This is a genomic window from Salmonirosea aquatica (genome assembly GCF_009296315.1).
In the GTDB taxonomy this organism is placed as follows: Bacteria; Bacteroidota; Bacteroidia; order Cytophagales; family Spirosomataceae; genus Salmonirosea; species Salmonirosea aquatica.
On record NZ_WHLY01000002.1, the window covers coordinates 1253107 to 1265835 of the forward strand.

The 12729-nt window shown below is 50.2% G+C and carries 12 protein-coding genes; 5 read left to right on the forward strand and 7 right to left on the reverse strand.

Going from position 1 to position 12729, the window contains the following annotated elements; translation table 11 throughout:
• Nucleotides 1-574: 574 nt before the first annotated feature.
• The 4 genes from GBK04_RS30365 to truA form a co-directional block, all read right to left on the reverse strand.
• A complete protein-coding gene (locus GBK04_RS30365; RefSeq protein ID WP_373330759.1) occupies nt 575-727 on the reverse strand; it encodes a hypothetical protein in 153 nt (50 codons plus the stop codon).
• A 63-nt stretch (nt 728-790) separates the two neighbouring features.
• Entirely contained in the window at nt 791-1438 is a 648-nt protein-coding gene (locus GBK04_RS06385) for a hypothetical protein (RefSeq protein ID WP_152757894.1), read from the reverse strand.
• A 141-nt stretch (nt 1439-1579) separates the two neighbouring features.
• Nucleotides 1580-2170 (reverse strand): nucleotidyltransferase family protein, encoded by a 591-nt coding sequence (locus tag GBK04_RS06390; protein ID WP_152757896.1) that lies wholly within the window; start codon nt 2168-2170, stop codon nt 1580-1582.
• Nucleotides 2171-2222: 52 nt separating this feature from the next.
• A complete protein-coding gene (gene truA / locus GBK04_RS06395) occupies nt 2223-2990 on the reverse strand; it encodes a tRNA pseudouridine(38-40) synthase TruA (protein WP_152757898.1) in 768 nt (255 codons plus the stop codon).
• 206 nt (nt 2991-3196) lie between these two features.
• Between truA and GBK04_RS06400 the strand changes: the two genes are divergently transcribed.
• The 4 genes from GBK04_RS06400 to GBK04_RS06415 all read left to right on the forward strand — a co-directional run bounded on the left by GBK04_RS06400 (nt 3197) and on the right by GBK04_RS06415 (nt 8606).
• Entirely contained in the window at nt 3197-4873 is a 1677-nt protein-coding gene (locus GBK04_RS06400; RefSeq protein WP_152757900.1) for a glutamine--tRNA ligase/YqeY domain fusion protein, read from the forward strand.
• A gap of 141 nt (nt 4874-5014) precedes the next feature.
• Nucleotides 5015-6127, forward strand: coding sequence for a T9SS type A sorting domain-containing protein (locus GBK04_RS06405; protein ID WP_152757903.1), 1113 nt, complete (start codon nt 5015-5017; stop codon nt 6125-6127).
• Between the two features lie 171 nt (nt 6128-6298).
• Nucleotides 6299-7753 carry a S41 family peptidase gene (locus tag GBK04_RS06410; RefSeq protein WP_152757905.1) on the forward strand — a complete coding sequence of 485 codons (1455 nt, stop codon included), beginning with the start codon at nt 6299-6301 and terminating at the stop codon, nt 7751-7753.
• 139 nt (nt 7754-7892) lie between these two features.
• Nucleotides 7893-8606 carry an SDR family oxidoreductase gene (locus tag GBK04_RS06415; protein WP_152757907.1) on the forward strand — a complete coding sequence of 238 codons (714 nt, stop codon included), beginning with the start codon at nt 7893-7895 and terminating at the stop codon, nt 8604-8606.
• A gap of 54 nt (nt 8607-8660) precedes the next feature.
• Here the strand turns inward: GBK04_RS06415 and GBK04_RS06420 are convergent, their stop codons facing one another.
• Together GBK04_RS06420 and GBK04_RS06425 are read right to left on the reverse strand one after the other, a co-directional pair.
• Nucleotides 8661-9755 carry a hypothetical protein gene (locus tag GBK04_RS06420; protein ID WP_152757908.1) on the reverse strand — a complete coding sequence of 365 codons (1095 nt, stop codon included), beginning with the start codon at nt 9753-9755 and terminating at the stop codon, nt 8661-8663.
• Nucleotides 9752-10420, reverse strand: coding sequence for an ABC transporter ATP-binding protein (locus GBK04_RS06425; protein WP_152757910.1), 669 nt, complete (start codon nt 10418-10420; stop codon nt 9752-9754). The genes GBK04_RS06420 and GBK04_RS06425 overlap by 4 nt, the downstream gene beginning before the upstream one ends.
• Before the next feature lie 320 nt (nt 10421-10740).
• Between GBK04_RS06425 and GBK04_RS06430 the strand changes: the two genes are divergently transcribed.
• Nucleotides 10741-11610 (forward strand): sterol desaturase family protein, encoded by an 870-nt coding sequence (locus GBK04_RS06430; RefSeq protein WP_152757912.1) that lies wholly within the window; start codon nt 10741-10743, stop codon nt 11608-11610.
• Nucleotides 11611-11612: 2 nt separating this feature from the next.
• Here the strand turns inward: GBK04_RS06430 and GBK04_RS06435 are convergent, their stop codons facing one another.
• Nucleotides 11613-12650 (reverse strand): DUF4249 domain-containing protein, encoded by a 1038-nt coding sequence (locus tag GBK04_RS06435; protein WP_152757914.1) that lies wholly within the window; start codon nt 12648-12650, stop codon nt 11613-11615.
• Nucleotides 12651-12729 lie beyond the last annotated feature (79 nt).

Consider the following 12729-nt stretch of genomic DNA (forward strand, 5'->3'; position numbering starts at 1 on the left):
CTACCCAACGTCAGTTCTAAACCCCCAAACACTAGCTGTACCAGAGATGATGGAAGGTGTTCCCAAGGAATCGAAAACGGAATTTGAGTGGGCGATGTTTATTTCGATCTGGGGATTTGTACTGCTCGCCTTACCGGCGCTTTATATGAGTATTAGGGGTGCTCATATAAAAAAAGAAATAATTGAAAATCAAGTCTACGAAACGGCAACGATAAGTGGGATTGAGATGGTAAAAAGATCCAGACCCCTAACACTTTATGTAAGATTTCACTACCGGTACTCTTACCAAAATCAGGTTTTCGTATATCGTGTAGATTATAAATATCAACGCTATTTCGTCAATTTCACCAAAGACAAATGGAGCCTGATAGAGGGTGCGCACTTTCCTGTCATTCTCTCCTCAGAAGATCCGTCCAAACACCGGATATTGATCTTTTGGTCCGATTTCTCCAAATTCAATCTACCTTTCCCGGATTCGCTAAAATGGAGCGAAAAAGTCTTTTATAATAAAATAACGAAATTCAAAGAATTGACGAGCGTATACTAACGGTTGAAATTTATATTTTTTCTACAATCAGGTGAAAATATCTGACTGTATTATTTCCTGGAACACCCATGACTCCGCTAAAAACGCCTCGTAATCTTCCGGCGTATCCAGGTCGTTAACGCCTTTTTTCGTGCTGTCGGTTGTTTCCTTCTGGTACTGGTAGTGGACAGAGTAGGGCACTTATCTCTTTCTGCAAAGTCAGGTAAAAACACCCGACAACACTACAAAAACAACACTACAAGTCTAATACCTGGGTTGACCGTCGTTTGCTGTTGGCCTAATTAGCGTAGCTTTGTCCTCTCCAATCCAATAATAAAGGTTGTAATAGTAATTTGAAATTGCAGAAACTGCTTTTTGTAGCTCCTTGTCTGATTCTGTACACTTCATTTTCTTATCCCATCGGGCACGCGTATCAGAATAAAAATATACATACCAAGCCACATCCGCTTCTTTGGTTCCAGACGTGATTACCCAACTGCCCTCCGTGGCACGAATATTGTCCAAGATCCGAACTGACACTTCTTTTGAAAGTTGGCCATCGAACCAGGTGCTGTCGATCACCCCTTTGCCATTGACTCTAAACTTAAACAACCCATAGGACGGTTTACAACTGGCCGGTTCTATGCCTACACCCGCGGACAGTCGATCATTCAAACTTTTGCCGGTTGCATCCGAAAATCGAAAATTTTCGGGTTTGAAGTTTGATCTATCGATAATTTTAGACTTATGCGGCGGAAGCGGCTCAAATCCTGGCTTTGGAAACAATTCAATATTTGCTGGATGAACCCTATGTTCCGAATTTTGAGAAAACACAGAAAATCCACAGAGGATGCATAAACAAAAAGTAAGCACCCCCTTGTTATGGATAACCACCTTTTCCAACAGTTCCATCTAAAAAATCGTTTAATCATCTACTTTGTGCTGGTTCTTTCCGTACTGTCGAGTGTTTCCACCTAACAGCCGCCAGAACAGGGCACCTGCCTGTTTTCTGCAAAATCAGGTGGAAACAACTGACTTCACAACTGATTTCCATCACTTCGCCAAAAACGCCTCATAATCCTCCGGCGTATCCAGATCGATAACACCTTGATCAAAATCCACGAAAGCTACGTCAGTCAAATGCTTTTCCAGCAAAGGTTTCGCTCCATGATCGCCTGTGAGTTGGGTGAGTTCGGCCAGTAATTCGCGTCCGATGAGTACAGGTACCCCCCACTGCTTTTTGTAGCGACACGCCACCGCTTTCTTACCCGATTCCTGAAAAGTAGCTGCCATTTGTTCCAGTAACGCGGTGGTGAGGTAGGGTTGGTCGCAGACCAGCATCAGCACGCCGTCCAGTTTGGGTTCGGTCATGTACAACCCGGCCAAACCTACCTTGATGGAGGTGGCCATACCTTCCGGCCAGAACGCATTGTCTACGATCGTCACAGGGTACCCTGCCAGTTCGGGAACCACCTCGGCTTTATTGGCCCCTACCACCACGATCACCGGGCGCTGCTTCGTGGCCAGAGCCGTTTCAACGGTGGTTTGTAACATACTTTTGCCGGCATCCAGCGCGAGGGTCTGCTTGGGTCGGCCCATGCGCTGTGAAGCGCCAGCGGCCAGAATTATTATTCCTATCGTCATACTTTCCGTTGTTGGCTTTCGGTAATGATCCGTCAGCGTTATTTTTAATAAATCAGGTAAAGTTCAGATAATCAGGCCTTACAATTTCAGAAGGGTACCCTACCTCGACCAGAAACAGTCCGTGGGCCGGTGCCTGTGCTCCGGCATGCTTTCGGTTTTTGGCCAGAATAATATTTTCAAAATCAGCTACGGTTTGCTTACCCGTACCCACATCCAGCAGGGTACCCACCAGTGCGCGCACCATACCCCGCAGAAACCGATTGGCTTGTATTCTGAATATTAAGGTACCCCCTGCCCACTGCCATTCGGCGGTGGTGATCGTGCACAAAAAAGTTTTGACGTCGGTATGTACCTTACTGAAACTCTCAAAATCGTCGAATTTCAGCAGTAATGCCGCCGCTGCATTCATGGCTTCCAGATCCAGATCAGGACGAAATAGGTAGGCCTGATTTGTTAAAAAGGGATTTTTATGCCGGATGATGCGGTATTCATAGCGACGGTACGTAGCCGCAAAACGGGCGTGGACTTCGGCTTCGACCGGAAAAATACGGCGTACGGCCAGATCGTAAGACAGAATGCTGTTCAGGCGATATACCAGCTTTTCGGGATCTGCCAGGGGTACCTGCGAATCAAAATGCGCAAACTGCTGCCCGGCGTGCACGCCCGCATCGGTGCGGCTGCTGCCGACGATTTCGACGGGCTGCCGCAGAATGGTAGCCATAGCTTCTTCGAGCGTTTGCTGTACCGAGCGGCCCTTGACCTGCCGCTGCCAGCCGATAAAATCCGTGCCTTTGTAGCTGAGTTCGATAAAGTACCGCATGGCGCAAAGATAGGCAGAAAAGCCCGCGGCCGCGTTTGTTTCTCTCCCGCGCCATCCTCAGAATATTTTTTACTTCGCAACAACTCCGCAATTTCTTTTCTATCCTAGCATGAAGAACCGTAACTTTGGGAATTCCTGGCGCAGTGTATAGCGTTCTTTATTGGAATTCTTCTAAAACCAGGAATTCGGAACCAAGTACCCGTATCATGACTATCGAAGAGAAAAAAGAAGAAAAGTCGCTCAATTTCATTGAAGAAATTGTCGAAGACGATATCCGCGAGGGCAAGCACGGCGGCCGGGTGCTCACGCGCTTTCCGCCCGAACCCAATGGGTACCTGCACATTGGCCACGCCAAATCCATCTGTCTGAACTTTGGGTTGGCCAAAAAGTACGGCGGCGGCACCAACCTGCGCTTTGACGATACCAATCCTACTACCGAGGATGTCGAGTACGTGGATTCCATCAAATACGATGTGCGTTGGCTGGGTTTTGACTGGGTGGAGGAGCGCTATGCCTCCGATTATTTCGATCAACTCTATACTTTCGCGACTGAACTGATCAAAGCCGGACTGGCTTATGTGGACGATTCCACGGCGGAGGAAATCGCCGCGTTGAAAGGTACCCCTACCGAGCCCGGCAAACCCAGTCCCTACCGTGACCGCAGCGTGGAGGAAAACCTGGATCTGTTCGAGCGGATGCGGAAGGGTGAGTTTGCCGAGGGGAGCCGCGTGTTGCGGGCCAAAATCGACCTGGCTTCGCCCAACATGCACCTGCGCGACCCGTTCATGTACCGCATCAAGTTTGCCCACCACCACCGCACGGGCGACACCTGGTGCATTTATCCCATGTACGACTTTGCGCACGGACAGTCGGACGCCATCGAAAAAATCACGCATTCGATCTGTACGCTGGAATTCATTCCGCACCGGGCTTTGTACGATTGGTTTATTAAAAATCTGGAGATTTTCCCTTCCAAACAGTACGAGTTTGCCCGCCTGAACCTGACTTACACGGTCATGAGCAAGCGGAAACTCCTCCAACTCGTGAACGAAGGACACGTCACGGGCTGGGACGATCCGCGGATGCCTACTATTTCGGGTCTACGGCGTCGGGGCTACACGCCCGAATCCATCCGTAATTTCTGTGACCGCATCGGGGTGGCTAAACGCGACAATCTCATCGATATGAGTCTGCTGGAATTCTGCGTGCGGGAGGATTTGAACAAGAGCGCCGCCCGCCGGATGGTGGTCACCGATCCCTTGAAAGTGGTCGTAACCAATTTTCCCGAGGACAAAGTAGAGCCTTGCCAAAGTGAAAACAACCCTGAGCAACCCGAAACGGGCGACCGTGAGATGCCTTTCACGCGCGAGTTGTATATCGAGCAGGAGGATTTTATGGAAAACCCGCCCAAGAAGTACTTCCGCCTGGCGCCCGGCCAGATGGTACGCCTGAAAAGTGCCTACATCATTCAGTGTAATGAGGTAGTGAAAGATGCCGACGGCAACGTCCAGGAGGTACATTGCACCTACATCGAAAATAGTAAAAGTGGTCAGGACGAATCAGGCCTGAAGGTGAAAGGGACCCTGCACTGGGTGTCGGCTTCGGAGGCGATTCCCGTGGAAATCCGTCAGTACGACCGCCTGTTCCGGGTAGAAGATCCATCTTCGGAAGAGGGTGATTTCAAAGATTACCTCAACCCCGACTCGCTGTCGGTCATCACGGGATATGCCGAACCCGCTTTACAGTCCGCACAGCCGGGCGATTCGTTCCAGTTTCTGCGAAAAGGGTACTTCGCGGTAGATCCGGATAGTACCGCCGATAAATTGGTTTTCAACCGCACGGTCGGCTTACGCGATAACTGGGCGAAGGAGGCAGGAAAATAAAAAATCAGCTTCTTAAATTTCTTATAAAGACGAGTCATACGGCTCGTCTTTTTTTGTGGACTTTACTGATACTTTTTTAGAATAAAGTCACGTTCAAAAAGTAGTTAGTCCCTGATTTCCACCCTAAACCAGTCCGTTCCCATGAAAAAGTTCTTCTTTTTTATCCTGCTGCTTTGCGTCGGCACCACCGCCTACGCCACCCATTTGCTGGGCGGAGAAATCCAGGCCAGAAACATCAGTGGACTGACCTACGATATTACGGGCGTAATATATCTGGACAATCAGAATGGAAGGCCAGCGGCCGACGCACAGACGGAAATTAGTTTCTGCCTGGGTGATGGTACCCAAATGAAGGCAGAGCGCATTAGTTCGGAAATTTTACCCGGTCTGCTGGTCAATCGCAGCGTGTACCGGATTCGCTACACCTACCCGGCTCCCGGGCAATATACCATCGCAACCAAGCTGGATAATCTCACCAGCAGTATCATTAATCTGGGGCCTGTTCCCACGGGGGGGCTGCAAATGGTGATTCAAACAACTCTGAATACGACAGTATCCAACTCCACGGCGCCAGCCCCTACCCCTACGTTTACCACCGGACTGCGTCAGGTTTTCTTGCTTCCGCTGGCTACCACCGATCCTGATGGTGATAGCTTGGCCTATCGGTTGGTCAAAATCCTAGTACCGGGCCAGGAATGTGCCCCCAATCTTCCGAGCAACAATTATATTTTCCCCAATGAGGTTACCCGACAAGGTACCTTCCGGCTCGACCGCCCGGCGGCAAAGCTGGTCTGGAACGCTCCGGCCCAGATTGGCCTGTATACCTACGCCTATGTGACGGAAGAGTGGCGGCAGGGGGTGAAAATCGCCGAAAGCTGGCGTACCAATGCGCTGTTCGTCACCGATCAGAACAGTTCGTCCAATCCAATCCCGCCCTTTGAGCCGGTGCAGGTTGAATTCGAGGGAATCATTACGGCGCTACCTCCGCAGGAGTTTCTTCCTACTGAACTCAACATGGTGGTGTACCCTGTGCCCAGCCACGAGTACATTACCGTGGAAGTAAGTACCCGCCGACCTTCCACATCTGTAATAGAACTCGTTGATTTACAGGGCAGGGTTTTACAAAAAAAAGAATTCAAAATGTCTGCAATCCAACATTCCGGCGAGTTTTCGGTAGGTACCCTGCCCAAAGGCATGTACCTCATCCGGGCGCGTTCGGGTCAGGCGGTGCTTACGCGAAAATTCGTACGCTAGGTACCTCAAAGGCTTCTTTCTTTCCGGGCAAAAAAATAGCTTTCGTCTGCAACTTTTCTGCAAAAGGGTGCGTATATGTTAGTGATATTATATTAAAACTAAAATATACCTACCCTGACTTTATGGCCTAATCGCTCTACCTATTATTTCAACTTAAACCTTTGATTACGAATGAATATAGGTAAAAGACTCAGTGCTTTTGGGTTTGCGGTTCTGTTCCTTTTTGTAGTAAGTTGCAAGAGAGATGCCGTCGAGCCCACTTCCCAGGTTGGGGTCGATTCTCTGTCTACTTCGGGCGTTCAATACAGCTCCATCAATGCCTGGATTTACGAGGTGATGCAGGATGCATATTTCTGGTCGAAGCAAATGCCCGCACAGGGTACCCTCAACGCCAATGCCAATCCGGCCGATTATTTTGAAAAACTGATTTATCAACGAGCCACCGTGGACCGCTTCTCGGGCATTACGGACGACATCGAGTCGCTGCAGAAGGAATTCAACGGCATCAGCAAGATTTTTGGCATCCAGTACCAACTGGCGGCGGTGGATCAAAACCAGTCGAACATTGGGCTGTTTCTGAGCTATGTCGTAAAAGGTAGCCCCGCCGAAGCGGCTGGGCTGAAGCGTGGGGATATTATCCTGAAAGTGAACGGACAGGCTCTGACTACCGGTAACTATGCTACCTTACTGCGTAGCAGCGATAATATTAGTTTTAATCTGGGCAAGCTGGACGGTGCCGCGCTGGTAGCCGACGACCAGAAAACATACACGATGACCAAAGCCGAGGTGACCGAAAATCCGGTCGGCTTTTCGGCGGTCATCGACAAATCGCAGTACGGCAAGAAGATAGGGTACCTGGTGTATACCCAGTTCGTACCCGGCACGGACACTTCACCTACCTTGTACGATGACCAGCTTCGCAAAATTTTCGGCGATTTCAAGGCGCAGGGCGTTAACGAACTGGTGCTCGACCTACGCTTCAACGGCGGTGGCTACATCAGCTCAGCCGAAACGCTGGCATCCCTGATCGGTAAAAACATCTCTACGTCCAAGGTATTCTATAAAGAACAGTGGAATGAGAATTACACGGCTTACTATCAGAAAGAAAGTGGTCCCAATGCTCTGGATCATACTTTCCTGAATGAACCGAACAATATCGGAGCCAATCTCAGTCGCGTATTTGTGCTTACCTCCGAAGGTACCGCCTCGGCCAGCGAGCTGGTTATCAACGGCCTCAAACCCTATATGACGGTTATTACGGTGGGTGATCACACGTACGGTAAAAACCTGTTCGGTACCCTGGTGAGCGATGATAAAAAGCGCTGGAACTGGGGCATGTACGTCATGCTGGGACAAACCGCCAACGCCAACGGCGAGTCGGATTACGGTAATGTGAACGGCATTGCTGCCGGCTATAAAGTAGACGATACGGTAATTCCGTTCCGTTCGTTTGGCGACGATAACGAAACGCTATTCAGTAAGGTACTCAATGTGATGGGCATTCCGGCCAGTACGTCGGCCCGCGTAGGAGCGACGGCCCGTGTAACCCCGCTGTCGGGCGAGTTCCTAAAAGACAATCTGCAAACCAGTGAAAAGCGGATGATCAAAACGATGGAGTTGAAGTGATCAACGTTGGTACCAGTTTTTTTGAAGTGGCCGGAATGAATCTCCGGCCACTTTTTTTATGGCGATTCCTCCGTACTACCAGCCGGGGCACAGATATTGTAGCGTCTTTTGTTTTTCACTACCCTAATCAATCAGAAAAATGAGCGATACAATTAAAACCGCCCTCGTTACGGGTGGCTCCATGGGAATCGGTTATGGCGTAGCCGAAGCCCTCATCAACCAAGGCATTAAAGTGGCCATTACGAGCCGCTCTCAGGAAAATGCCGATCAAGCGGCCGCTTCTCTCAATAAAATCAAAGACGGCTACGCGCTGGGTCTGATAGCTGATGTACGCAGCCTCACCGCCCAGGAAAAAGCCGTTGCCGAGGTACTTGACCAATGGGGTCGCCTGGACTATCTCATCGCCAATGCGGGTGTGGGTCACTTTGCCCCGATTCAGGAGATGACCGATAAGGAATGGCATGAAACCATTGACATTAACCTGACGGGCGTTTTTCACAGCGCCAAAGCTTCCCTGGCCGCCCTAAAAGAATCGCAGGGGTACTTCATCAGCATTGCCAGTTTGGCAGGTACCAATTTTTTCGCCGCCGGAGCCGCTTATAATGCCAGCAAATTCGGGCTGGTTGGGTTTACACAAGCCATGATGCTGGATGTGCGAAATGACGGAATCAAGGTAAGTACCATTATGCCCGGATCGGTGGCCACGCACTTCGGCGACCACGAACCCAGCGAAAAGGACGCCTGGAAAATCCAGCCTGAAGATATCGGGCAGATCGTAGTAGACCTGATCAAAATGCCCGCCCGTACCCTGCCCAGCAAGGTGGAAGTACGGCCTTCGATGCCACCCAAGTAAAAACCTGTGGTACGACAGTCCGATGGGTCGGCTTCCAGCCCGTTTTGACAGCACTTACAAACGGGCTGGAAGCCTGCCTTTCAAACCGCCGTACCACATCCACATAGACCAGCCCAAAAGTACCACCCCCAACGCCCATACCGGAACACTGTACAAAATCAGAAAAGTAAGCACCAGGTACCCTACCAATAGCGATTGGCTGCTTTTTTCGGGGTCGTAGCTTTTTCTATACAAGCGGACATGGTGTAAAAGCAAACAAGCTAGCCCCAGTCCAAAAACTTGCACCCATTCCCAGGCGCTCAACGAACCCAGCGTATCGCCCCGGACCGCCACAAACGTTTCAGGTAGGATGAGAATGGCGTGCAGAATCAGTACATTCAAAAACCGTTTCCCTTGGGAAATCGGCAGACTTTTCCCCCAGAGCCATATTTGATTGTCCCACTCGAATAGTTCCTGCGAAAGGCCAATGTTCATGAGGTAGGCCAGCGTGAATCCGATAGCAGGAAGACGCAAATCGTAGTCGCCCGTGTGGTCATAGACCAGGGTAGCGGTAACAAAGAGTAGGGCACCGACTTTGGTAAGCAACAGCGTAAGCCCGCGCTCGCGCAGCAACCATTCCAGGGTCCAGAAAATCATATGGGCCGGGCGTTTGAAAGGTAGCCGAACACCGGATTTCCGGGCGGAAGACGCCACGTCCGGATTGCGCAATCGCCACTCCGTCACCACCACCAGAGCCAGGTATAAGATCAGCCAATACACCAACAAAGGCCAGCTACTACCCAGAATCTTTTCCTGCCGGGCAATACTTAGTACATAGATCCCATACAAAAGCAGGGGTTGAATGAATCCCAGAGCCATTACGGACAATCGATACAAACGCCTGCCGAACGGCCACAACCGGACGTTGTGCAGGAAAACGTACTCGGGCCGTAACCATTGGTGCGCTATGAATTGGGCGCAAAGCAGTATATAACCACCCCAAACCACAAAAAGGGTCAACATACCCCAGTCATCTGTCAGGAAAAACATCGCAAAGGCGTAATGTTCACGACTGGTCAGAAAACCGAAAATCAGAAAAATTCCGACCAGAAAGAAACCGGCCCGCTGCCGGAAAAACTCGCGTACGGTGGAGAGCAGTAGTGCTTTCATGAAGGTACCTCTGGCGCGTTAGGCTGTGCAAGTGGATTTTGCAACATCATGGTTTTGTTCCTTAAAGCATACGAAGCGGTAATAACCAGATCGTCGTGTTCAAACGGCTGATGCGACGATAGCAGAAACGTGACACCCCGCGCCCGATAGGCATGAATCAGCCCGAACAGATTGCCGCGGGCTTCCTGGTCGATGGTGATGAGCGGTTCGTCGAGGATGATTATGCGCGGCTCACCCAGAAAGGCCAATGCCAGTGACGTCTTCTTGATCATCCCGCTCGAACATGCGCCCATCGTTTGATCCAAAAAATTGATTCCCAGTGCGTTCACCAGTTCCTCTACCTGCCCGGCGGGACTGCGTTTGGCTTCAGCCACAAACGCCAGCAAATCGGCAGGTGTCAGGAAAGCGGGGTACAGCGGCTCAGCCTCGCCCAGGTTCAATCGCAGGCGGTACTCGACGGGTTGCTTTCGGAGATCGTAGCGGTCGTCTAAAAGAATGGTACCCTCATAAGGTAGCATCCCCGCCAAGGTTCGGAATAATGTGGATTTACCGGCTCCGTTTTCACCCTGTATCCAGTAGATTCCGTCGTCGATACTCCACTCGGGGATGGCGAGTACTTCGTGGTTTCCGTAGCTTTTTCGCAGATTTTGAACGGATAGCGTCATGGAATATGAAAAGATTTTCTGAAAAATACGAAAAGCTGGCTATCTGGCGCTAGTCCCCATCGTCTGACCTACCTTCCAAAGGTACCTACCGTTCGATAAATTCCTGAAAAACAGCTATCTGCCTGCATAGGTTTTATTGGGTAAGGGGTGCATATTTGGTTAAAGGAATACCACTTTGATTAAAGGAATACCACTTTGCTCCATCAGCAATTTTTATATACACACTGGCTATAGTCAAATATTTAATTGATTTTGTGCAAACAAATGCTTTAAATCGTTTACCTTAAAGGAGTTATTTCCTTCAAAGTAAACGCATGCTCATGCAGACTTTCGTAGATTATTTCGAGCACATACCTTCGGCGCACCGGAGTGCTATTCTGGTCGGAGGCCTTACCTTGTTCTGGCTCATCGAGGGAGCGTTTCCGCTGTTTCGCTTCGGCTATAATAAATGGAAGCACGCGGGAATCAATATTTTCTTCACCCTCACGACCATCATTGTCAACTTTGCCATGGCCTTTATTTTGCTCAAATCGAGCGATTGGACTATTGCTCACGATTTCGGGATATTGCAGTGGCTGCCGGAAATGCCGCTGTGGGCTTACATGGGGGTAGGGCTGCTGCTCCTGGATCTGATCGGTGCATACTTCATCCACTGGCTGCATCATAAGGTGAAGTGGATGTGGCGTCTCCACCTGATTCATCATTCCGATGCCTACGTGGACACGACCACTGCCAACCGCCATCATCCCGGCGAGAGCGTGTTCCGCTTCCTATTCACCACCATCGGCGTAGTGCTGGTAGGTGCCCCGATCTGGCTGGTGTTCCTGTATCAGGCCATCTCGGCGGGACTTTCTCAATTCAACCACGCTAATATCAACCTACCCGAGTCGGTCGACAGGGTACTTAGCTGGTTCATCGTAACGCCCAATATGCACCACGTACACCATCACTACGTGCAGCCTTACACGGATTCTAACTACAGTAATATTTTTCCTATCTGGGATCGCCTGTTCGGGACTTTTAGGCGTCTGAAGGGGAGTGAAATCATCTATGGTATCGATACGCACCGGGAACCGCACGAGCATAGTCACATCGGGAATTTGTTAAAAATTCCATTTCAAAAGTACCGCCCACCCGTGGGGACAGCAAAAGAAGCCCATGAACCGATTTCGGGAATGCAGAATAAATGAAGCTATAAATCCCAAAAACGGGGTTTCTGACCCGTCCGGTACAGGCTTTCCACACAGGGAATACAAGGCGGTGGTATTCCCCCCGGTGGAAGATAGGGCAGGACGGGTGGGCAGGCTGCCCGTTCGGCATTGCTGCGATCCACCACATACCCCACGCGCGTGATTCCCACCGCGCCGAATAAGCCCAGTACCTGTTCGTCAGGATCAGTGAGGCAGCTCATGTTGCCCGGTACGGCCGATGGAGTCACATCGAACACGCCTCCCGTATTTTCCAGCAATTGCTTGATCGTCTTAAAGTAGAGGTACCCCTCGCGCGAGAGTGCCTGTTGTTCCACTTCGAGATAATACTTATTTCGGCATTCCACCGGGACCGTAGCCACCTCCTGTCGGGCAATTTTCCGGCCGTTGTTCAAGGCGTCATTGGCAACTTTGATGCAGTCCGGCCCCAGGCAGCGGACAATATCCCAGCAATCGGTACAGGTAGTAAGCAAGTATTTGTAATGCATAGCGGTCCAGCGGTAGTAGTTACCCCGTTCATCAGGATCCTGAGTGTCGACATAGACGTGCCAGCCGCCGAGTTGCCGTTCCTTGGTAATGGGATCGATGCTCCGAAAAGGCTCATGGTAAATGTGGTCGATTGCAACGGCCTCGCGCAATAGTTCAGGCTTTGATTCATACTTTTTACCATCTATTTCAAAATGAAGCTGATAGGTTCGTCCGGTAATGCCTTGCAATTTCAAGGTTTTATACTGACCGATGTCCCGTGTTTCCACTAAGTCCTCACGTTCCCCCACATCATCAGTGATGTACACTTTGGCCCCCTGTATGCCTATACTGTATCCCTGGAAGGAGTAGTTGGCAGGTCGTACGAGCTGGACGATGTAGGGGCCCGGCTCATTGGAAATGAAGCCCTGCACGACCACCGATTCGGGCTGCTGCTTAAAATCAGCCTCGTAGGGTGTCACACACGCAGAAACTAAGGCAATGGTTACCCATGCGAGAGCTTTTTTAAAGGGCAACTGATGAAGGATAGTTAACAAGGGTATAAGGGTTTATTTTTTGTTAACATACGTCGTGTGAACTTTATGAAGTTCCGTGTCCAGTATTGATCCGTATCTC